Origin of the sequence: Phyllobacterium sp. YR620 (assembly GCF_900104165.1) — a bacterium.
Classification (GTDB): domain Bacteria; phylum Pseudomonadota; class Alphaproteobacteria; order Rhizobiales; family Rhizobiaceae; genus Phyllobacterium; species Phyllobacterium pellucidum.
This window is the reverse complement of record NZ_FNJP01000002.1, coordinates 824,175-842,690: the sequence shown is the minus strand read 5'-3', so window position 1 is coordinate 842,690 and position 18,516 is coordinate 824,175. Positions and strand designations below refer to the sequence as shown.

General features: G+C 57.7%; 26 protein-coding genes. 7 read left to right on the top strand and 19 right to left on the bottom strand.

The genetic code is table 11. The annotated features are described in order from the left end of the window. The first annotated feature begins 213 nt into the window (after positions 1 to 213). On the top strand, positions 214 to 456 hold the full coding sequence (locus BLR72_RS10950) for a hypothetical protein (protein WP_091948212.1): 243 nt from the start codon (positions 214 to 216) through the stop codon (positions 454 to 456). A 25-nt stretch (positions 457 to 481) separates the two neighbouring features. Here the strand turns inward: BLR72_RS10950 and BLR72_RS10945 are convergent, their stop codons facing one another. From BLR72_RS10945 to BLR72_RS10900, 12 genes are all read right to left on the bottom strand, one after another. Continuing rightward, positions 482 to 727, bottom strand: a complete 246-nt coding sequence (locus BLR72_RS10945) for a DUF6894 family protein (protein WP_091948209.1) — start codon at positions 725 to 727, stop codon at positions 482 to 484. A gap of 157 nt (positions 728 to 884) precedes the next feature. Beyond that, a complete protein-coding gene (locus tag BLR72_RS22440; protein ID WP_175492330.1) occupies positions 885 to 1,046 on the bottom strand; it encodes a hypothetical protein in 162 nt (53 codons plus the stop codon). 542 nt (positions 1,047 to 1,588) lie between these two features. Further along, positions 1,589 to 2,098: an HNH endonuclease gene (locus BLR72_RS10935; protein ID WP_175492329.1), complete on the bottom strand. Its 510-nt coding sequence runs from the start codon at positions 2,096 to 2,098 to the stop codon at positions 1,589 to 1,591. Further along, positions 2,098 to 2,337 (bottom strand): hypothetical protein, encoded by a 240-nt coding sequence (locus BLR72_RS10930; protein ID WP_091948202.1) that lies wholly within the window; start codon positions 2,335 to 2,337, stop codon positions 2,098 to 2,100. The genes BLR72_RS10935 and BLR72_RS10930 overlap by 1 nt, the downstream gene beginning before the upstream one ends. Beyond that, complete coding sequence (locus tag BLR72_RS10925; RefSeq protein ID WP_091948199.1) at positions 2,334 to 2,528, bottom strand: hypothetical protein; 195 nt, start codon at positions 2,526 to 2,528, stop codon at positions 2,334 to 2,336. Before BLR72_RS10925 ends, BLR72_RS10930 begins: the two co-directional genes overlap by 4 nt. Positions 2,529 to 2,530: 2 nt before the next feature. Continuing rightward, the gene (locus BLR72_RS10920; RefSeq protein WP_091948196.1) at positions 2,531 to 3,721 is read right to left on the bottom strand and encodes a phage major capsid protein; all 1,191 of its coding nucleotides are present in this window, start codon (positions 3,719 to 3,721) and stop codon (positions 2,531 to 2,533) included. A 174-nt stretch (positions 3,722 to 3,895) separates the two neighbouring features. After that, positions 3,896 to 4,225 (bottom strand): DUF6074 family protein, encoded by a 330-nt coding sequence (locus BLR72_RS22255; protein ID WP_139202516.1) that lies wholly within the window; start codon positions 4,223 to 4,225, stop codon positions 3,896 to 3,898. After that, positions 4,215 to 4,775, bottom strand: coding sequence for a helix-turn-helix domain-containing protein (locus BLR72_RS10915; RefSeq protein WP_139202515.1), 561 nt, complete (start codon positions 4,773 to 4,775; stop codon positions 4,215 to 4,217). The genes BLR72_RS22255 and BLR72_RS10915 overlap by 11 nt, the downstream gene beginning before the upstream one ends. Next, positions 4,772 to 4,963 carry a hypothetical protein gene (locus tag BLR72_RS10910; protein WP_091948191.1) on the bottom strand — a complete coding sequence of 64 codons (192 nt, stop codon included), beginning with the start codon at positions 4,961 to 4,963 and terminating at the stop codon, positions 4,772 to 4,774. The genes BLR72_RS10915 and BLR72_RS10910 overlap by 4 nt, the downstream gene beginning before the upstream one ends. Continuing rightward, positions 4,963 to 5,097 carry a hypothetical protein gene (locus BLR72_RS22820; protein ID WP_280140125.1) on the bottom strand — a complete coding sequence of 45 codons (135 nt, stop codon included), beginning with the start codon at positions 5,095 to 5,097 and terminating at the stop codon, positions 4,963 to 4,965. The genes BLR72_RS10910 and BLR72_RS22820 overlap by 1 nt, the downstream gene beginning before the upstream one ends. After that, complete coding sequence (locus BLR72_RS10905) at positions 5,088 to 5,810, bottom strand: hypothetical protein (RefSeq protein WP_091948188.1); 723 nt, start codon at positions 5,808 to 5,810, stop codon at positions 5,088 to 5,090. Before BLR72_RS10905 ends, BLR72_RS22820 begins: the two co-directional genes overlap by 10 nt. Continuing rightward, positions 5,810 to 5,998 carry a hypothetical protein gene (locus BLR72_RS10900; RefSeq protein ID WP_091920176.1) on the bottom strand — a complete coding sequence of 63 codons (189 nt, stop codon included), beginning with the start codon at positions 5,996 to 5,998 and terminating at the stop codon, positions 5,810 to 5,812. Before BLR72_RS10900 ends, BLR72_RS10905 begins: the two co-directional genes overlap by 1 nt. Positions 5,999 to 6,115: 117 nt before the next feature. Here BLR72_RS10900 and BLR72_RS10895 point away from each other — a divergent pair, with 117 nt between their 5' ends. Both BLR72_RS10895 and BLR72_RS10890 read left to right on the top strand, forming a co-directional pair. Then, a complete protein-coding gene (locus BLR72_RS10895) occupies positions 6,116 to 6,484 on the top strand; it encodes an Arc family DNA-binding protein (RefSeq protein ID WP_091921478.1) in 369 nt (122 codons plus the stop codon). After that, positions 6,481 to 7,731: a tyrosine-type recombinase/integrase gene (locus BLR72_RS10890; protein WP_091948185.1), complete on the top strand. Its 1,251-nt coding sequence runs from the start codon at positions 6,481 to 6,483 to the stop codon at positions 7,729 to 7,731. The genes BLR72_RS10895 and BLR72_RS10890 overlap by 4 nt, the downstream gene beginning before the upstream one ends. Positions 7,732 to 7,910: 179 nt before the next feature. On the opposite strand, the gene BLR72_RS10885 is transcribed toward BLR72_RS10890, so the two are convergent. From BLR72_RS10885 to cbiE, 7 genes are all read right to left on the bottom strand, one after another. Further along, entirely contained in the window at positions 7,911 to 8,405 is a 495-nt protein-coding gene (locus BLR72_RS10885; protein ID WP_091948182.1) for a nuclear transport factor 2 family protein, read from the bottom strand. A 54-nt stretch (positions 8,406 to 8,459) separates the two neighbouring features. Then, positions 8,460 to 9,263, bottom strand: coding sequence for an SDR family oxidoreductase (locus BLR72_RS10880; protein WP_027231296.1), 804 nt, complete (start codon positions 9,261 to 9,263; stop codon positions 8,460 to 8,462). A gap of 45 nt (positions 9,264 to 9,308) precedes the next feature. After that, positions 9,309 to 9,710: a GlcG/HbpS family heme-binding protein gene (locus BLR72_RS10875; RefSeq protein WP_091948660.1), complete on the bottom strand. Its 402-nt coding sequence runs from the start codon at positions 9,708 to 9,710 to the stop codon at positions 9,309 to 9,311. 157 nt (positions 9,711 to 9,867) lie between these two features. Beyond that, on the bottom strand, positions 9,868 to 10,773 hold the full coding sequence (locus tag BLR72_RS10870) for an AraC family transcriptional regulator (RefSeq protein ID WP_091948179.1): 906 nt from the start codon (positions 10,771 to 10,773) through the stop codon (positions 9,868 to 9,870). Between the two features lie 117 nt (positions 10,774 to 10,890). Then, positions 10,891 to 11,688, bottom strand: coding sequence for a mechanosensitive ion channel family protein (locus BLR72_RS10865; protein ID WP_091948176.1), 798 nt, complete (start codon positions 11,686 to 11,688; stop codon positions 10,891 to 10,893). 87 nt (positions 11,689 to 11,775) lie between these two features. After that, on the bottom strand, positions 11,776 to 12,822 hold the full coding sequence (locus BLR72_RS10860) for a DUF475 domain-containing protein (RefSeq protein WP_027231293.1): 1,047 nt from the start codon (positions 12,820 to 12,822) through the stop codon (positions 11,776 to 11,778). A 182-nt stretch (positions 12,823 to 13,004) separates the two neighbouring features. Next, complete coding sequence (gene cbiE / locus BLR72_RS10855; protein WP_091948657.1) at positions 13,005 to 14,237, bottom strand: precorrin-6y C5,15-methyltransferase (decarboxylating) subunit CbiE; 1,233 nt, start codon at positions 14,235 to 14,237, stop codon at positions 13,005 to 13,007. Positions 14,238 to 14,348: 111 nt separating this feature from the next. Here cbiE and cobG point away from each other — a divergent pair, with 111 nt between their 5' ends. Genes cobG through cobJ form a run of 4 tightly spaced genes read left to right on the top strand, consistent with a single transcriptional unit; the run spans position 14,349 to position 18,494 of the window. Next, positions 14,349 to 15,713: a precorrin-3B synthase gene (gene cobG, locus BLR72_RS10850; RefSeq protein ID WP_091948174.1), complete on the top strand. Its 1,365-nt coding sequence runs from the start codon at positions 14,349 to 14,351 to the stop codon at positions 15,711 to 15,713. Further along, complete coding sequence (locus tag BLR72_RS10845) at positions 15,713 to 16,339, top strand: precorrin-8X methylmutase (protein ID WP_091948171.1); 627 nt, start codon at positions 15,713 to 15,715, stop codon at positions 16,337 to 16,339. The genes cobG and BLR72_RS10845 overlap by 1 nt, the downstream gene beginning before the upstream one ends. Continuing rightward, on the top strand, positions 16,339 to 17,079 hold the full coding sequence (locus BLR72_RS10840; RefSeq protein ID WP_091948655.1) for a precorrin-2 C(20)-methyltransferase: 741 nt from the start codon (positions 16,339 to 16,341) through the stop codon (positions 17,077 to 17,079). Before BLR72_RS10845 ends, BLR72_RS10840 begins: the two co-directional genes overlap by 1 nt. Then, on the top strand, positions 17,076 to 18,494 hold the full coding sequence (cobJ, locus tag BLR72_RS10835) for a precorrin-3B C(17)-methyltransferase (protein WP_091948168.1): 1,419 nt from the start codon (positions 17,076 to 17,078) through the stop codon (positions 18,492 to 18,494). Before BLR72_RS10840 ends, cobJ begins: the two co-directional genes overlap by 4 nt. Positions 18,495 to 18,516 lie beyond the last annotated feature (22 nt).

Here is an 18,516-nt window from a genome sequence, read left to right as displayed (position 1 = left end):
ACGCCGAGAAGATGAGGGAGTGGCGTGCTAAAAACCCTCTGTCCGCGGAGAAGAAAGCAAAAGAAGCCGAGCGAGCAAAACAATGGCGGCTTGCAAATCCGGATAAATATAGGGAGCAGCAAAACACGTGGTATGCTAAAAATCGCGAGCGGATACTGGCCCAGGACCGTGCAAGAAAACGTCGTACTGTGACGGATGATGGGAGTGCTTCACATGGCGATCGAAAGACCACGCAAGCCATCCGGCCACAAGGACCGACTAAGCGACTGCCAGATGGCGATCGAGGATAGGTTGCTTGAACTCTTCGGTGAGGCAGTTGCGGCGGGTTGGGCCGAGGATGAAGTCTTTGCTGCCATCGTTTCGGTTGCCGACACCACGCAGCTCGCGATGCATCAGGAACAGCTTGTATCGGTCGAGACACAATTGCGAAGGGCAATGACGAAACGCGATCTTTGACCGCATTCAGACAAAACAGTCAGCACTATCGCGCGCCCGGTTGGGTCATAACGTCGGAAATGCGCATCGTGCCCATAAGCCTGCTCGTATCGTCATATACATGGACCAAGAACTTCGAAGGATCGATATTCTTCCCGACAGCTTCATGGATATTGTCGCGAGCGGCTTCTGCGGCAGCGTGAAGGGCTGCTTCACCGTCGACACACTCCATGTCAACCACTTCGATGGGAAGCCCGTCTCCCTCGTGATAGGCGAAATGAAAGATTGGCATTGTGCCTATGCTCCTGCTGAAATGACCGCAAATCAACAAGCGTCCAGACAGGCTACTGTTCCCTCAATAAATAAATTGATTGATTCGGAATCCTGAAACCCGCCAGGGGCGCCAAATACACCCCAGAAGAAGGCCAGCCTTCAAAATTGAGACTGGCCTATTTCTTTTTGCGCTGCTCCGCTTCATCCAGGCGTCGCAGCAATTCCTTGAACTTCTCATCATTGGGTAACGGCTTGTGATATGTGCGGAGTGCTTCCGTGTAATCGGGCCTTACACGTGTGACGTCGGAGCGCTCTGGTTTTTCGTCCTCACCAGTCATAAGCCACCTCCGCTCCAGCCTATACCCGTAACTTACTCCCCTCCGCATTGGTTCCGGGCAATCGCCGCGGCGCCGTTCTACCGATAGGTTTAACTGTACAAGATTAGAGACCAACAATATCATTAGTGGTGGTGTTTTGCTGACAGTACGGGGATTGCCATGGAACGCTTGGATCACAAATTAGACTGTAAATTCTGCGGTACGATCTATCTAAAAATTCCTGACGATGTGCGCGGCGTCACGCCGATAAATTGCTCGACCTGCGGCCAATTCCTTGGCTACTGGGGAGAGCTCGAACGCGACTTCAATAGACAGGGTGGCCAAGATGGAGTGTTCGAAATGAAGAACGGCCAAATCCTACGAAAGACGTAGGAACAGTTCCAAAGACTTCATGGTGTGACTATTCTAGCACCGGCCTCCACACACGCTTCTTTTTTGGGGTCGGCTCGGTTGACCCACCATCCCGAAAGGTCAACAGCAAATAAAATCAATCAGCAATGTTTGCTCTTTCGACGCACTAAAAAAACCCCTTCGATCCAGAACTAAAATGCCCTGAAAAGCAGGGTTTTTCGGTCGTTTTGCCGTATCCGCCAAAATTTCGTTTCGGGCAAAAAAATTGTGCGCATTGCAGGGACGCGGGTGCGGCTTGAAACGGCTTCCAGAGATTTTGACCCACCCCCCCGGGGGATCATGCAAACGAACCTGCGCCTGTCCTGCTTCTGCTTCTCGGAGTCGTGGTATTCTTTCGACACGGCTTGCAGGTTTGTAGGGTCAAAGAACAGCGTCTCGTCACCGTTGTGAGGCACGATGTGATCCACTACCGGGCTGTTGGGAGATCGGGCCTTGCCAATCAACAACACCCCTGTTTGCCGGCAAGTGTAGTTGTCCCTGATGAGGATCTGCAGGCGGAGCTTCTGCCAACGTGCTGAGTGATACCAGGCGCGCCAGTGTTGAGTTTTCTCTCGATGTCTGTCCCGCGCCTTACTGTCGCCAGGCGTGGGGCCGAGGCGAGGCGCAAGCGTACCGAGGCGGGGCTTGAGCAACTTGACCATCAGAGCATGCCCTCGTCCTTGAGATATTGACGTATGTTTCGCTCGAGCTCGATCATCACCTGCGCCTTTTGGAGCGCGGTAAAGGCCTGCAGTTCGGCCGACGTTGCAGCTATGGTCTCGTGGCCTTGACCATTTGCGATCATGCGATCGATGGACGCCTGCACCATTTCCTTCGACCTCTCATCGAAGTGCCGGCTGCCCACTCGCAGGGCCTCGTCAATGAACTGCTTATTGTTCATCGATCAATTCTCCCGCTAGGAACCCGATAACGTGGCTTCTGCTTTTTGACGCCAAGCTGCTGTTCGATGAGAAGCATCTCATGTTCAAGATGTTCGATCCGCTCAATCAAGGGCGTCACCTTGCGCTCCAGGTAACCTTTAACCGCGCCGACAACGTTGGCGCCAAATTCCTCCCCATCAAACGTGCTCATGTTCACGCCTCCCATTCGATGCCGGTAAGAACTGCGGCAGCATTGTCGCGAAGTCGTTCGGCGCCGAAGAAGGCCTGGGCGAGCAGTCCAGCGTTATTATGCTGCCACAGGCTGGTCAGTACGGGGTCCGAACTTGGCGTGTTGGACATTTCGACCGTGGCCTGACCGGAAGAGTCCAGGACAATCGTATCGCTGTCAGCAGCAAATCCGAGACCATCCAGAAGCATGATCGTCCCAGATGGTCGGCGGTTCGATACGAGGGCAGGAAGGTTTAGCAACTCGCCGCCGGTCGGGGACATATTCTGGTGTATGAATATCCCATCGGGTGTGGTTAGCGCTGCAAGGCCGTTGGCTACGTCTGGGGATAAAACCCATGCCAAATTCGATGTCTGACCGACGACGTTTACCGCCATCAGTAGTTTGCGGAGATCGGCCGCAATCGCCGCCGCGGTCGATCCGGATGAAGCCACAGGGGTGATGCCGGTGAGTGCTATGTCGAATAGCTTTTCGTCTACGACATCAGCAACAGCGCCTTTAAGCTCCGAGGCGAGCAAACTCTGGCCGGCTGCGGTTGTACTTTGGACCAGTTCGGCCGTGACGACGACCAACGCAGCGGCATGGATAGGCTCGAGCGACTTACCGGCAAAGTTCATCTCGGAAAGAGGCATCGGCTGGCTTTCGCCGATGATCCAGCCTGTAGCCGAAATCGTCGTGAGCGCGATGCGAGTCCGGAGCGGAACTCTGCGGAACGCATTCTCAGCTAAAAACCGATAGAACACGCTGCGGGTGCGCATGGATTCGACAAACGCGCCTATTGCTATGCGATAGTCTGCCAGCGCACCGGCCCAATCAGGATCCGATATGGTTCCGGCGCTTGCGGCGGCCTTGAGAATGCGCAAGGCGCGATCCGGTGCCGAGTTCAGTTCAGACCACTTGGCTGCTAACATTAGGTCGCCTTTGGCGTGAAGCAGTGCGCGAGCAATCCAGGGTATCGTTGCATTTTCGGGCTGTGGCGCCACAATGGCCTCCTGATCGTTTTTGAAATCGCTGAAGACAAACAATGCGACGGGAAACGTGACGGCCAAATGCCTTGAAACGCGATAAACGCGACGATTCTTACTGCGACGATAGGAGAGCCCGAAGCCGGGATGGGCTAATCCACCAGCGTCCAAGCCGCTTTTGTCCGATGCCATACCTACGGCACCAAGCGCGCAACGTATCCTGGGGAATGCCAAATCGTTGCTCCGCGCACCAGGTTTCGATCATCTCATCCTCACGTTGCGGTTGCTCGGGCAAAGCTGGTGTCAGCGACGCCCGTAGCACCTGCAGCTCGGCAATGATCCCGTCTAGCTTGGCGAGTGGCGAGGTCAAGCGGCGCCGCCTGGCTGCTCTTGTTGACCGGGTAATGCAGGCGCCAGCCGAGAGCCAATGCGAAGGCATTCCGTGTAAACGAGGATATGGAAGCCGTTGATCTCACGTTCGATCACGTCGGCCGGCAAGCCCGCTTTCTTCATTCGCTGATGAAAGGCGCCGAGGGCCCGGTTCCATTTGAAGTCGCCGTCACGATCTGACTTAGCGCCTGCTATCGACTGAGCAGCTTTTCTAATTTCGCCAATACGTCTCTGGACGGGGAATGGGATTACCGAACACACCGGAGGCTGCCAGGTGAAAAGAGGAAGGTCTTTGTCACGCTGCATCGGTCTTACCCCCTATGGTATATCTATATGTGTCCCGTGGGTGGGACTGTGGTTTCGCGAAATTTGGCTTCACAGTCCCGCTGATGGGACTGTGATTGGCATTTTCATCCCGGTTTTCAGTGGTTCTGTCCCGTGGGTGGGACTGTGTGTCCCGTGGGTGGGACTGTGGTTTTTTCTCAGGGGCCCACTTCATAAAGTCCTTGGTGGAAAGTTCTCCTGTCACGTCACATTGGTATTCGGTCAATCGCCATTCCGTGACCGCGCGATTCTTGACGCTGAACGCGCCCGGCTTGGACTTGGTGATGAAGCCGATCTGCATAAGCCTATCGAGTGCGCGATCTGCTGTATTTCGGCTCATGCCAAGCTCGTCGGCGAGTTCGCGGCAGCCCAGACCAATGCGCCCGTTGTTAAGCCCATCGTAACGCCATTTGACCTCCAAGTAGGCATTGCGCTCGATTGGCGTTAGGGCTTTCCAAGCCGTGCTGCGCTTCACGTACCCATCGAGCATAATGAATTTGGATTTCCCCTTACGCTTATGCTTGTTGCTCACAGCGACCTCGCTTTGATCAGGTTGGCCATTTTGAGCGCTTCACATGCTTGCAGGGCCGTGAGGCCGAAACGTTCGCGCAGCAACACGACGCCCGGCGTGTTGAAGTCGCGAGGGGTGGTGGCGTACCAGCGAGCCGCCTCGTCGACGATATCGCTGTGCTCATGCTCCGGAGGAGTGAGGTCAGTCATCAGAAATACCTCCGATTGAGTTCTTTCAGCCGGCGTTCTTCATCGATCTGGTCGAAGATTTCGTCTGCCTGATAGGCGCACCAATGAGAGATTTTCAGCAGTGCAAGGAGATAGTAGGAGCGCATCAATCGCACGACCGCGCCCTCCCGATCGAGGCAAGTACAGCGAGAAGGTCTTTCTCCTCGAAATAGGAATTTCCATCCAAGTTCTCGCAGGCGAAGGAGGCGAGCCTGACAGCCGCGGCGAGCGACTGCGGAACGAAGGCCACGATCGCCCTCTCTATTTTTTTCACCTCGGCGTTGGTGGCTCGTGCAGCTTCGAGCGCGTCGGTATAGCCAGAGCCGTCTTCAACGCGCTTCTGCTCAGCCTTCTGAATTGCCAAGTTGGCTTTATGCTCGGCCCGCTTGGCTTCGTATTTTCTGCGCTCAAGTTCCTTCCAATCCTCGCGGTTGCCGCACATCGCCAATGCCGAGCACAGATGAATGTCGATGTGATAGTCGATATCTTCGACGGAGTAGACGTAGATCGGCTCCCAAACGTCGTTGCGGTGCCCATCCCTTCCAAGCAGTTTCCTGCCTACGTGCACCGATGGGAACTTGATGCCCCGTATAGCCTCTGAGTCTTCAATCTTTGATACGGCCAGCCACGCGGCCTCATCGATGGCGTATGCCGCCTGATGAGCCGCTATGAGTGCGTTAATCGCGTTCAAGGACGGATCGATTGCCATGGGCCGGCCCGTTGTGATAAAGATTGCGGCGTTCATAGACATTTTCCTTCCCTGGGAAATTGAGAACAATGGCTCGGACGAGGTTGCCGCCTCTCCGGGCCTTTCTGTTTTCAACGCCATTACGCCATGTCCTCCATGAAGAACTTGATCAGCTTCGAACGGCTGGCGAAGTATCGCTCGCCAACTTGCTTCACCATTGGGAGCTTGCCGGTGGAGATCATGTGATAAGTCTGACGATAGCTGCGGCCGATGATGTCGCCGATTGCACGCACACCCCAAACAAGATCTAGGTTTTCCTTTTCGGACATGTTCATCCTTTCTTAACCATGTACCTAACAGGTCCCATGTACCTAATTGGTACCACTGGCGTCAAGGACCTTTTTGGTCCATACACTGAGTTTCAAAGATTTGTTAATGGGGAAGACATGGCGACACCTAAACAGACCGACCCGCAGTTCAAGTTGCGACTGACCTCGGAGTTGAAAGGCCTGATTGAAGAGTCGGCACAGGCCAACAATCGATCAATGAATGCGGAGATAGTTTCCCGGCTTGAAAGATCATTCGAGCCGAAAGTTTCCGAGTACGATGCTGAAGAGGTCGTGAACGCCGTAAGGAATGTTGTCACATGGAAGTTCCTGTCCGATTCAATTCCGAGGAACGTCCAACTGGCATTCTTCGAATTCATGGATGATCAACAAATCAGCAATCGAGACATTGCTCTCTCGAAACTCGTCGTCGATCACCTGGTCGAGAAAGGATACCTGAGCGCAGAAGAGATTACGGCGCGGCGATGAGCACGCGTAAGCGCACATGGACCAACGGCAAGGGCGAGGAGAAAACCGCCTGGGTGGTCGATTATGTCGACACCAAAGGCAAGCGCCGGCTGAAGACTTTCAAACTGAAGAAGCAGGCCGACGCTTTCGCAGCGACCGCGAGTGTGGAAGTGCGCGAAGGCACACACGTTGCCGACAGCGACAGCGCCACTGTGAAGGAAGCGGGAGACCTTTGGATCAAACGCAGCGAGCAGAATGGCCTCGAGCGTGGCACGATCGTCCAGTATCGCCAGCATCTCGATCTGCACATCAACCCGCTGATTGGTTCAACATTGCTGTCTCGCCTCACGGTGCCGGCAGTGAGGACATTCGAAGACAATATGATCGATGGTGGTCGATCGGCTTCCATGGTTCGGAAGGTGCTCGTCAGCCTGGGCTCTCTCCTATCCGACGCTCAAGAACGCGGCCTTGTCGTACGGAACGCAGTACGAGAGAAAAGCCGGTCCAAACAGAAGGGCAAGGACAGGCGTCTTGAACGGCGCCAGAAGGGCAAGCTCAAGCTTGGAGTGGACATACCCACCCGAGAAGAGGTGAAAGCGATTGTCGGGCAACTTGAGGGCAAATGGCGACCATTGCTTTTGACAGCGATATTCACCGGCTTGCGTGCCTCCGAAATCCGCGGCCTTCGCTGGTCAGACGTAAACCTCGATAAGCGAGAGCTCCGCGTTCATCAGCGTGCAGACCGGTTCAACCAGATCGGCCGGCCGAAATCCGAGGCGGGCGAGAGAACCGTTCCTATCCCTCCCTTGGTTGCAAACACGCTCAAAGCTTGGCGTCTTTCCTGCCCACGTCCTCGCACCGGAGAGAAGGACAGCAAAGGCAAACACCTAATCGAGGAAATCCGATCCGGCCAGCTTGTGTTTCCCAACACCCTCGGCAAGGTGGAGTCCCTGTCAAAGATCATGCAAAAGGGATTCCAGCCCGTACAAATCGCCGCGGGCATTGCAGTCGACACCGGCGAGAACGACAAGGACGGCAAGCCAGTCTTGCGCGCGAAGTACACGGGCTTTCACGCCATCCGGCATTTCTATGCTTCCTGGTGCATCAACCGGAAGGAAGATGGAGGTCTGGCTCTACCGCCGAAAATGGTGCAGGAGAGACTCGGCCATTCATCCATAACCCTGACCATGGATACCTACGGGCATCTGTTCCCGCGCAACGACGACGCCGAGGAATTGGCTGCCGCAGAGCAAGCACTTCTACAATGAACGCGACATAGACGCGACATATGCATGTAAGCCGTTGAAATCATTATAACGAAGTAATGTTCCTAATCTGTAGGCCACTGGTTCGAATCCAGTCGGGATCACCAATCACCGATGCCCGAGTTAATATGTTTGCCTCGTCGCATCGTGCCGCAACCCGCCCTAGGCGAGCACCTTCCAGTTCAAGGAACTGGCTGGACCCTTGTCCAGAAATCGTTGAAGGCGATGCTGTCAAAGAAAGCGTGCGCCTTGCCGATCTTGCCGTCTTTCAGATCGAGGAACCAGGCATAGGTATTTGCATAGGGTTTGCCGTCGCGTGCAGTGCCACTCGCATCGAAGAAAACGACGACGGTGTCGCCTTCTGCATAGATATTGCGAATTGATGGCTTCAGGCCGGCGCGCATGCGCGCGTTGAATGGCCGGATCACTTCACTCATGAAGGCTTCGCGATTCGGATAGGTCTTCGAAGCGAGTGAATTGCCGGTAATGGTCCACGCCGCATCATCGGCCAGCAAATCGTATGGGCCGCCTGTTCCCGCGGCCCACGCATCGAACGCGCGCTGGATGATCGCCTTGTTCGCATCTGCCGTGTCTGCCCGTGCGTGCGCCAATGGAGCCAGCGCGGCCACGGCGAAGCCTGAGACCGCTACTGCCAACAATGTGCCAAATCCTGCCATGGCTATCTCCTCCACTGGTAATAATCAGTCGCAGCCGTGCACGGGCCGGACCGCCTAGATTTGGTTTTCCCAGGCCGCCAACTGATGTTCCTTCAGCATGTTTTCGATCGCTTTCGGCACCACATTGCGGAATTTGCCGGTGTCGGCGGGCACGACCTCGATCATGCGATCGATCATTTCCTGCGGGTCCATTTTACCCTCGGGCGTTGCGAAGAAATCGTCGAACCCCTTGCGCAGGTCGGCGCGCTTGGTGAAATTTGTGGAATCGTCCAGCCAACGGAATGGGTTATCGGCCATGGTTTCATTATAACCGGTGTAGTAAGCGCCGGGATTGATCGTCTGAATCTTGATCCCATAGGCACTGAGTTCCTGCTGCAACGCTTCAGCGATCGATTCCAGCGCATGCTTGGTCGAAACATACGTGCCCCAGTTGGCCGGGGTAAAAAGCCCGCCCATTGACGATGTGAAGACGACCTTGCCTTTCTTGCCCTGCCTCACCCATTTCTGGACAACGCCCTGCGTAAGCTGAAGGGGCAAAATGACATTGACCTCGAAGTTACGGCGAACAAGGTCGATCGGGATTTCCCAGACCGGACCCGCCTCGCCCATGCCGGCATTGTTCCACAAGACATCGAATTCCCATCCAATGGCCTGTTTGATGTCGTACGGATCGTCGAGATCCAGGCGTTCGACACGGAGGTTGTTGAGGCCGAGCGCAGCCGCTTCTTCGCGCAACGGCGTGACTTGCGAAGACACGTGTGCTGTGGCGATGATGTTATGACCGTTTTTAGCCATCCCGATCGCAGCAGCTTTACCGAAGCCTGACCCAGCACCGGTGATAAGGATCGTCCTGGACATTCCATTCTCCTCTTGTTGGCCTAGTTGATGTGAGTTTTGAGAGCGTCAGTCGAGGCCTGAAACGGCCGCCCGGGCGACGTCCATGTCCTGTGCTACGGCCCCTCCCGACACGCCTACCGCCCCGAGGAAAGTTCCGTCGGGTGCCGTCAGAGGCAGGCCGCCGCCAAATACCACGAGAACGCCATTGGTCTGCTCAAGCCCTGGCGATCCGCCTCCCGGCTTGCAGAACTCACCAACGGTCTCCGTCGCCATCTGGAAGAGAGCGGCCGTTTTGGCCTTGCCCAGAGCGATATCTATGGACCCGAGCAATGCTCCATCCATGCGGCTGAAAGCTTTGAGGTGGGCGCCATCGTCAAGCACCGCAATATTGACCGCTATCCCGATCGTCTGGGCACGGGCTTCCCCGGCCGCAATGATCGAACGCGCCTGATGAACCGAGATCTGCATGGCCATTCCCCTCAACGCCAACTGCGGGAGGAATAATATTCAGCATCGATTATCCTGCGAGGTACGTGCGTGCTGTTTTGTGTACTGGAGTGCTGATTTGAGAGCGGCCGAAATCACATATGCTTGAATGGGCACGGTCGTCGGCTGTTCGGTCCACTCACAACTTGTGCTTGCGGCGCCATTCGCCCGGGGAGGCCTTGAAGCGCTTGAGGAAAACTTTGGTGAGGTGACTGTGGTCAGCAAAGCCGCAATCGTCGGCGATCGCCTGGATAGTAAGGCTCGTTCCCAGAAGCAACGTCACCGCCTTCTCCAGGCGCTGGTTCTGCAGCCACATCATGGGCGAACGACCCGTGCTGATCTTGAAGGATCGAGCGAGATGAGCGCGGGAAAGGCCGGTTTCCTTGGCGAGAACGTCGAGCCCGATATCGCCTTTCAGGTTCGCGAGCAGAAGGTCCTTCACCCTCCGCTCTTGCCGCGGAGCCAATCCTCCTTTGACCGCACGGAACTCGGTTGTCTGTTCCCCGTAAAACATCGTCAGATGGGACAGCAGCGTTATAGTGAGCTGGTCAAGGAAGAGGCGCGAGGCAGCGTCAGGCCGCTCGAATGCAGGTACGAAACATTCCATCAAGTTTCGCACGATGATATCTGAATAACCAAACACGTCTCTATCCCGGAGCGTCGAGAAGGGCGCCAGATCGTTCTCCAGGTGGAATTCGCTAATCGAGGCATGGGGCGCGAACATCGAGACGCAGTCGACGTCCCCGGCCTCGACCGCTGTGTAGCGCCTTCTAAGGTCGAGGAGCAGAAATTCGCCTGGATCCAATGACACGGACGTTACCGGCTTCCCAACTATCCAACGTGGCCGCGCCGGAAGATGGTTCCTTTGATAGCAAATCATGTAGCCGTCCGCCTGCTCCAGCTGGACGGGAATGCCATTGTCATCGTGCCGCCATTTGAGCCTGCCGAAGGTGGCGTCCTGCAGCGTTATATGGCTCATCTCGAGTGACGAAGGCCGCTCGACGCCTTGAAACCTGTCCGGACTGGCTATCCCCCTGCGCGCCATCCTTAGCCCTCGCGCGATGTTCCAGACGATATTAGATTAGCCGAGGCGCCAAATCCACCCGTCCCTTGGGCGCCCCGAAGCGGTGGTCCAGCGGCGCTTTGGCGAGCACTGATATGATCAAGCCATTTGGTTCAGGGTATTGCGGACGTTTTTGTTCATTTCGGCCTGGGTCGCGGCGAAATCGCCGACAGAGGTCCAGTAGCGCAAGGTTATCGACACGCTGCTATCGCCGAGGTCCGCGACAAATGCGGCAGGAGTCGGTTCCTTTTTCACGCGCCCATCGCGCTCGGCGAGCTTCATCAGCGATTTCTGCATTGCCTCGATGTCATTCGAATTGGGAATCGTGATGGTGATATCGTTCCGGCGCACGCCGTTGCGCGTATAATTCTTGACCGGCAGCGTCCAGAGCGTCGAATTCGGAGCCAGAATGTAGATCCCATCAGCGGCACGCAATCGCGTCGCAAAGAGCCCTATCTCCTCAACAGTGCCGGAAACGCTGCCGACTTCGACATATTCGCCGATCCGCAGCGGCCGCAGCGCCAAGAGCATAATACCGGCGGCTATATTCTGCAGTGTTCCCTGGAGCGCCAGACCGATAGCGAGACCTACCGCGCCAATGGCGGCAATGACCGATGCTGTCTGGATACCGAACTGGCCGAGCACCATGACAACCACGAGCCCGAGCACGAAATAGCGCGCGATCTTTGAAAGGAAGCGACGCAAGGTAAGGTCGAAGCCGCCGACACGGCCGAGACCGGCAAAGAGCCAGCGCTCGACGAGCCCTGCCACAAGAAACCCTATGACCATGAGCAAGATCGCGCCGATCACCGAAAACGAATAGGCGACAACCAGCGCGCTCGCCTGTCTTATCGCGGTTTGTATGGCGGAATAGGCGCTTTGAGGATCAAGTTCCATCAGACAGTTCTCCGTTTCGGTGGGAAGGGCTCAACCGTTGGAAGATGCTCCTGGTTCCGGATGCCACAGCGTCGCCTTCGTTCCGCCTCAAGCCTCCTGGGTCTCGCCGTGACGCCGGCGGTAGCGGATCGAGGAGAAGAAGGCGAACATGATGAGCGCTGCGCCGATCACACCTGTTATCACCTCCGGAATGTGAACCAGCGTCTGGCAATACATGATCAGGGCGAGAACGAGGATCGCGTAGAAGGCGCCGTGCTCAAGGTAGCGATATTGGCCGAGCGTTTCCTTGTCGACCATCATGATCGTCAGCGCCCGCACATAGAAGGCGCCGATGCCAAGGCCGATCGCAATGACGAAGAGATTTGTCGAGAGGGCGAATGCCCCGATAACGCCATCGAACGAGAAGCTGGCATCGAGCATTTCGAGGTAAAGGAAGGCGCCGAGCCCACCCTTGTGCACCGTGTCCATCTGCTCCTGGGTCGCATCGAGAACCGCGCCCAGCCCTTCGACGAAGAGGAAGGTCAAGAGGCCGTAAATGGCCGACGTCAGGAACGTCACAGATTCCTCGCCCTCGAGCTGGCGCGAGAAGAATATGATGAGAAGCAGCGCAACCGCGACCTCAATACCCTGGATCGAGGCAAACCGGGAGGCATTTGCCTCGATAACCTTGATCCAATGGACGTCCTTCTCGTGATCGAAAAAGAACTTCAGGCCGACCATCAGCAGGAAAGTGCCGCCGAATGCCGCAATGGATACATGCGCGTCCTGCATGATGCGGGCATATTCTTCCGGATTGGAGATGGCGAGTTTCAGCGCCGAAATTGGATCGATCCAGGCCGCAATGGCGACGATTGCCAGTGGAAAGATAATCCGCATGCCGAACACGGCGATTATGATGCCCCAGGTCAGGAAGCGCCGCTGCCACGTTGGTGTCATGTCCCGCAGGATCTTGGCGTTGACGATAGCGTTGTCGAAAGACAACGAGATTTCGAGGATGCCGAGGACAGCACAAATGAAAAGGACCGAAAGTGCGCCCTGTACGGTTCCTGAATAAATGAAACCGATCCAAGTACCGAGCGCGAGACCAACAAATGTAAAAATGAAGGGCCAGGTGAAATATTTATACGTTGCCATGCGCGTTTCCTGCTTGAAACTCCCTGATTGCTATCAAGATGGGAACTCAGAACGGCCATAACCACCGCATAGGCGGGTTTATGCGCCGTTCAATATGATTTCACACTCGATTGCAATCCTCCCACTGTCTTTAAACCCCACAAACCTGTCTCAATCCTGTCTCGTCCACGAGCAGGCGGCGGTCAAATGGTCTTTCGAACCATATAGATCGTAACGGGCAGCGCAGCGCGCCAGGCGTCGAAGCTTCCAAGGGGTTGTGCCTGCGAAACTGCAAGCTTGGTCAGGTCACCGCCATGCTTCCTGCGCCAATCGACGAGCGTCATTTCGCCTTCGATGGTCACGGCATTTGCGACGAGGCGGCCGCCAGGTTTCAGGTGGGCCCAGCAGGTGGAAAGTACATCGGGGTCGGTGACGCCCCCGCCGATGAAGATCGCGTCGGGAGCCGGCAGTTCGGCGAGGGCTGCAGGCGCTTCGCCGCGAACAAGATGAAGGTCCGGCACGCCCAGCGCGCGGCTATTGTGCAAAATGAACTGCTGCCGCTTGTCGTTGGGTTCGACTGCGAGCGCCCGGCACATCGGGTGGCTGCGCATCCACTCGATGCCGATCGAACCGCAGCCTGCTCCGACATCCCACAGCAATTCGCCGGGAAGCGGGGCGAGATGCGCGAGCGTCACGGCACGGACATCACGTTTGGTCAGTTGTCCGTCATGTTCGAACGCGTCATCCGGCAAACCGGCCAGCAGTGGAAAGGTTCGCGTTTCCTGGCCGACCACGCCGCAATCGACGGCCACGACATTGAGATTCGCACATCGCGGATGATCCCAGGAGCCGGCAACGCCATCAATCCGGCGCTCAACCGGTCCGCCGAGATGTTCGAGCACTGTCAGCCTGGCGCCAGCAAATCCGCGCTGGGCGAGCATTCCCGCCACATTGGCAGGTGTATCGCCGTCATTGCTGAGGACGATGAGTTTGGCGTTGGGAACAAAGGCTTTGAACAGCGTCTCGATTGGCCGGCCATGAACGCTCAGCAACTGGCTTTCCTGAATGGGCCAGCCCATTGCAGCGGCTGCGAGCGCGAACGAGGACGGGGCAGGAAGTATTCGCATCTCGCTGCGCTCGATATGGCGTGTCAGCGCCGCGCCCATGCCGAAATGCATAGGGTCGCCGCTGGCGAGCACCACGACGGGGTGACCGCGTAAAGCAAGCAGCATCGGATAGGCGTCGGAAAACGGTGTCGGCCAGGCAACGCGCTTTGCTTCGAGATTGTCGGGCAGGAGTTCCAGATGGCGCCTGCCGCCAAAAATGGTTCCCGCCTCGGCAAGAGCGCGCCGGGCGGCTTCGCCAAGCCCGCCATAACCGTCCTCGCCGATTCCAACTACAGTCAGCCACTGTGCCGTGATTTCTTCGTCGTTCATGGTCCATGCATGCCCGAAAGCAGACGTGAGGTCAACGAAACGGCCAACGCGCCTGCCGCTCCTGTCATCGCTGTTGGCACGCTGCCGGCCATCCTGTAAAACCGTCAAACCATGAGTCAGCGCGCGCCAATTGCCCCGAATTTTACTATCGAAGACCGGCGTTCCGCCTGTCCCGGCCTGTTTCGCATGGCCAAGGCGCTTGATGGCGGCATTTGCCGGGTAAAGCTCACCTTCGGCGAACTCAGCGCCGAACAGGCACGGCAGGTGGCTGAAGCGGCGGAAAAGTTCGGAAATGGCATCATCGAGATCACCAACCGTGCAAACCTGCAGATACGCGGCGTTCGCGCGGAAACTGAAGCGCTCCTGATAGCGGCGTTGCTCGATGCCGGACTTGGGCCGCTGACGGATCGCGGTGACGATGTTCGTAACGTCATGGTCAGTCCGGTTGCCGGGGTCGATCATGCGCTTGTCGATGTTCGCCCGCTCGCCTTACGCCTGCTCACGGCCTTGCAACTCAATGCCGGTTATCAGACGCTATCACCGAAATTCTCGGTGCTCGTGGACGGCGGCGAGACTGTCGGGATGGTTGAACACCCGCACGATATCTGGGTTAGCCCGATCGATCCCGAAAGCAAGACATCGCAATTTGCCTTCGGCATTGCCGGTGTGCCCCCAACGGTGCGAGACGATCGCCCGGCGCTCGGGAGGGTCAACGGCGATGAGGTCTTTGCGGTCGTCACCAGCATTATCGACCTGTTTCTCGAATGGAGCCGAGGCAACCCCGCCGCCTCGCGCATGCGCCACTTTCTTGCGGATATTGGAGAGGCAGACTTTCTGCAACAATTGGAGCGGGGGCTCGGCCATTCGGTAGGACACGATGCTTCTGCCCCATGGTTGAGACGGCAGCCTCGGGCGCATGGACACCTCGGCGTCCTTATTGAGAGTGCAAGCACTTTCCTCATTGGCGCCATGCCGCCCCTTGGCCGTCTTGATCCAGATGTGCTCGTCGCCCTTGCTGCGCTGGCTCAAGAACAGGGCAATGGCCACCTGCGCCTGACGCCCTGGCAAAGCATCCTATTGCCGGGGATTTCTACGGCTGGGGCGCAGAGCGTCCTCGCTCGTCTCGAAGCGTTGGGCCTGCATTCGGACCCTGAAACGCCGCTCGCCACGATGATCAGTTGTTCAGGATCAGCCGGTTGCAGTTCCGCCCTCGCCGCCACTCAGGCTGACGGGTTTAAGCTCGCCACCCTGCTCGGCCCGACATCCGCTTCCCCGCAGATACATGTGAGCGGCTGCATGAAATCCTGCGCATCGCCCGGGGCACGTCCCATTACGCTGGTTGCGACAGCGCCCGGCCACTATGACATCTTTCTGCAAGCGACCAATGGACCGTCGCGTTTTGGCAAGCTATTGGCTGCCAATGTCACTATCGAGGAAGCGGCCGATTTGATCGGCAAGAATTTCGGGGCCAGTTAATGCTAGATTATATTCGCGACGGCCAGGCGATCTATGATCGCTCGTTCGCCATCATCCGTTCCGAGGCTGATCTCAGCCGCATCCCCGCCGATCTCGAAAAATTGGCCGTGCGCGTCGCCCATGCCTGCGGCATGGTCGATGTTATCGATGACCTCGCCTTCTCCGAAGGTGCCGGGACCGCGGGCCGCAACGCGCTTTTGAACGGTGCGCCGATCCTTTGCGATGCGCGCATGGTGGCCGAGGGTGTCACCCGCGCAAGGCTTCCTGCCGATAACGATGTCATCTGCACGCTGAACGATCCGTCAGTGCAGATACTGGCGCGCGAACTCGGCAATACGCGCTCGGCCGCGGCGTTAGAACTCTGGCGCCCGTATCTCCCTGGCGCCGTCGTGGCCTTTGGCAATGCGCCGACCGCGCTCTTTCGCCTCCTCGAAATGATCGATGCCGGCGCTCCGAAGCCTGCGCTGATCCTCGGTTTTCCCGTCGGATTCGTCGGCGCCATGGAATCGAAAGCTGCTCTCGCCGAAAACAGCCGCGGCATACCCTATGTCGTCGTGCATGGGCGGCGCGGCGGCAGCGCCATGGCGGCGGCAGCCATCAACGCGCTTGCCTCGGAGAAGGAATGATGCCGCAAAAGGGACGGCTCTTCGGGCTGGGCGTTGGTCCCGGCGATCCCGAACTCATCACCCTGAAGGCGCTGCGCCTGCTGCAAGGCGCGCCGGTCGTCGCCTATCATGCCGCCAAAGGCAAGAAGGGCAACGCGTTGACCATCGTCGAACAGTATCTCAGGGACAATCAACTTCTGGTCCCGCTCGTCTATCCGGTTACAACCGAGATCCTGCCGGCGCATATGAATTACGAGGCGATCGTCAGCGACTTTTATGGTGAAATCACCGGCCTGTTACGCCGCCATCTCGATGCCGGCAGCGACGTCGCTGTGATCGCCGAGGGCGATCCGTTCTTCTACGGCTCGTTCATGTATATCCACGACCGGCTGGCGGAAGACTACGAGACCGAAGTCGTTCCCGGCGTCTGCTCCATTCTCGGCGGCGCAGCGGTGCTCGGCGCGCCGCTAGTCTACCGTAACCAGACGCTTACCGTTTTGTCCGGCGTCCTGCCTGCGGCCGATTTGAAGATGCGCCTTGCCGCCACGGAGGCAGCGGCAATCATGAAGCTCGGTAAAAACCTGAGCAAAGTTCGGGGCGTCATCGAGGAACTTGGCCTCACGGACCGCGCGCTCTACGTCGAACGGGCGACCATGCAAGCGCAACGGATCATTCCGCTCGCCGAAGTCGATCCCGAGACGTCGCCTTATTTTTCGCTCATCCTCGTCCCGGGCGAAAAGTGGCAAGGCAGCGGCGAATGACCGGCCCGCTCAGCATTTTCGTGCTTTCCGTACGCGGCATCGAAACGGCGCGGCGCATCAAAGCGGGTATAGAAGGCGCAACGGTCCTGGGGCTCGAAGGCCGCGTTGAGGGTGCCGACGAGACATTCGCCAATTTCGGCGATACGATCCGCGAGCACCATTCGCGCGGCAACGCTATTCTTGCCCTTTGCGCCGCCGGCATCACCATACGCTCGCTGGCGCCACTTCTCGGCAACAAGACAGGCGAGCCCCCCGTTCTTGCCGGCGCCGACGACGGGTCTGCCGTCGTTCCCTTGCTCGGCGGCACCACCGGCGTCAACGTCCTCGCGAGGCAGATCGCCGCCACCCTTAATGTTGCTCCGGCGATCACCACCTCCGGTGAATTGCATTTCGGCACGTGCTTGCTCAATCCTCCGCCGGGCTATGTGCTTAAAAATCCGGAGGATGCAAAGACCTTCATCGCGGATCTGCTCGCCGGCAAGACGGTGCGGATCGAGGGCGATGCTCCCTGGCTCGAGCAGGCGCGCCTGCCCGTCGATGAGAACGCAGATCTGCTCATTCGCGTGACCTCCGACAATGCCGCTCCCGGAAAAGGCGAACTCGTATTTCAGTCAGTGCCGCAGAACAGTCCTGCCCCTCGGAAGCGCGGCCGTCTGTCCGTCATCGGTCTAGGTCCCGGCGATCCCGACTTCATGATTCCGGCCGTCAAGCAGGCGCTGCAACGAGCCGAAGATGTGCTTGGCTATGAAACCTATGTGCGGATGGCGGGGCCTTTCCGGCCGGATCAGACGATCCACATGACCGACAATCGCGAGGAAATGCAGCGCGCCCGCCATGCCTTCGAATTGGCGGCGACCGGCCGCTCCGTTGTGATGATTTCCTCCGGCGATCCCGGCGTGTTCGCCATGGCCGCCGCAGTGGTCGAGGCATTGCACGAATCGCAAGATCCGGCCTGGCATGGCGTCAAGCTCGAAATTCTGCCCGGCGTTTCGGCGGCCATGGCGGCGGCAAGCCGCAGTGGCGCCCCGCTCGGCCACGATTTCTGCATTCTTTCGCTTTCCGACAATCTCAAGCCTTGGAAGATCATCGAGAAGCGCATCGCGCTTGCCGCCGAGGCGGACCTTGCCATGGCCTTCTACAATCCGATTTCCAAGCCGCGCCCATGGCAGCTGCCGCGCGCGATCGAAATTCTGCGTCAGTATCGTGGTGCGTCGACGCCGGTGGTTCTCGGCCGCGACATAGGCAGGCCTGGCGAAACGCTGCGGACCATTACGCTTGGCGAATTGACGCCGGAGCAAGTTGATATGCGCACGGTGGTGATCGTCGGATCGTCCCATTCGGTAAGTTTCCCCCGCGCCGATGGTGGCAGCTGGGTCTATACGCCGCGTTGGTATGGGACGAAGCCGCAATCCTGACGTGCCGCGGGGCGTTTCACGA

Excerpts from the sequence above, each read along its gene's own strand:
- cobJ (WP_091948168.1), top strand. The coding sequence starts at position 17,076 with ATGACCGGCCCGCTCAGCATTTTCGTGCTTTCCGTACGCGGCATCGAA.
- BLR72_RS10875 (WP_091948660.1), bottom strand. The coding sequence starts at position 9,710 with ATGCAGATCTCGGTTCATCAGGCGCGTTCGATCATTGCGGCCGGGGAA.
- BLR72_RS10865 (WP_091948176.1), bottom strand. The coding sequence starts at position 11,688 with ATGGAACTTGATCCTCAAAGCGCCTATTCCGCCATACAAACCGCGATA.
- cobG (WP_091948174.1), top strand. The coding sequence starts at position 14,349 with ATGAGTCAGCGCGCGCCAATTGCCCCGAATTTTACTATCGAAGACCGG.
- BLR72_RS10935 (WP_175492329.1), bottom strand. The coding sequence starts at position 2,098 with ATGGTCAAGTTGCTCAAGCCCCGCCTCGGTACGCTTGCGCCTCGCCTC.
- BLR72_RS10950 (WP_091948212.1), top strand. The coding sequence starts at position 214 with ATGGCGATCGAAAGACCACGCAAGCCATCCGGCCACAAGGACCGACTA.
- BLR72_RS10945 (WP_091948209.1), bottom strand. The coding sequence starts at position 727 with ATGCCAATCTTTCATTTCGCCTATCACGAGGGAGACGGGCTTCCCATC.
- BLR72_RS22255 (WP_139202516.1), bottom strand. The coding sequence starts at position 4,225 with ATGCAGCGTGACAAAGACCTTCCTCTTTTCACCTGGCAGCCTCCGGTG.
- BLR72_RS22440 (WP_175492330.1), bottom strand. The coding sequence starts at position 1,046 with ATGACTGGTGAGGACGAAAAACCAGAGCGCTCCGACGTCACACGTGTA.
- BLR72_RS10880 (WP_027231296.1), bottom strand. The coding sequence starts at position 9,263 with ATGTCCAGGACGATCCTTATCACCGGTGCTGGGTCAGGCTTCGGTAAA.
- BLR72_RS10925 (WP_091948199.1), bottom strand. The coding sequence starts at position 2,528 with ATGAGCACGTTTGATGGGGAGGAATTTGGCGCCAACGTTGTCGGCGCG.
- BLR72_RS10860 (WP_027231293.1), bottom strand. The coding sequence starts at position 12,822 with ATGGCAACGTATAAATATTTCACCTGGCCCTTCATTTTTACATTTGTT.
- BLR72_RS10890 (WP_091948185.1), top strand. The coding sequence starts at position 6,481 with ATGAGCACGCGTAAGCGCACATGGACCAACGGCAAGGGCGAGGAGAAA.
- BLR72_RS10910 (WP_091948191.1), bottom strand. The coding sequence starts at position 4,963 with ATGACTGACCTCACTCCTCCGGAGCATGAGCACAGCGATATCGTCGAC.
- BLR72_RS10845 (WP_091948171.1), top strand. The coding sequence starts at position 15,713 with ATGCTAGATTATATTCGCGACGGCCAGGCGATCTATGATCGCTCGTTC.
- BLR72_RS10870 (WP_091948179.1), bottom strand. The coding sequence starts at position 10,773 with ATGGCGCGCAGGGGGATAGCCAGTCCGGACAGGTTTCAAGGCGTCGAG.
- cbiE (WP_091948657.1), bottom strand. The coding sequence starts at position 14,237 with ATGAACGACGAAGAAATCACGGCACAGTGGCTGACTGTAGTTGGAATC.
- BLR72_RS10920 (WP_091948196.1), bottom strand. The coding sequence starts at position 3,721 with ATGGCATCGGACAAAAGCGGCTTGGACGCTGGTGGATTAGCCCATCCC.
- BLR72_RS10885 (WP_091948182.1), bottom strand. The coding sequence starts at position 8,405 with ATGGCAGGATTTGGCACATTGTTGGCAGTAGCGGTCTCAGGCTTCGCC.
- BLR72_RS10900 (WP_091920176.1), bottom strand. The coding sequence starts at position 5,998 with ATGTCCGAAAAGGAAAACCTAGATCTTGTTTGGGGTGTGCGTGCAATC.
- BLR72_RS10905 (WP_091948188.1), bottom strand. The coding sequence starts at position 5,810 with ATGGCGTTGAAAACAGAAAGGCCCGGAGAGGCGGCAACCTCGTCCGAG.
- BLR72_RS10895 (WP_091921478.1), top strand. The coding sequence starts at position 6,116 with ATGGCGACACCTAAACAGACCGACCCGCAGTTCAAGTTGCGACTGACC.
- BLR72_RS10930 (WP_091948202.1), bottom strand. The coding sequence starts at position 2,337 with ATGAACAATAAGCAGTTCATTGACGAGGCCCTGCGAGTGGGCAGCCGG.
- BLR72_RS10840 (WP_091948655.1), top strand. The coding sequence starts at position 16,339 with ATGCCGCAAAAGGGACGGCTCTTCGGGCTGGGCGTTGGTCCCGGCGAT.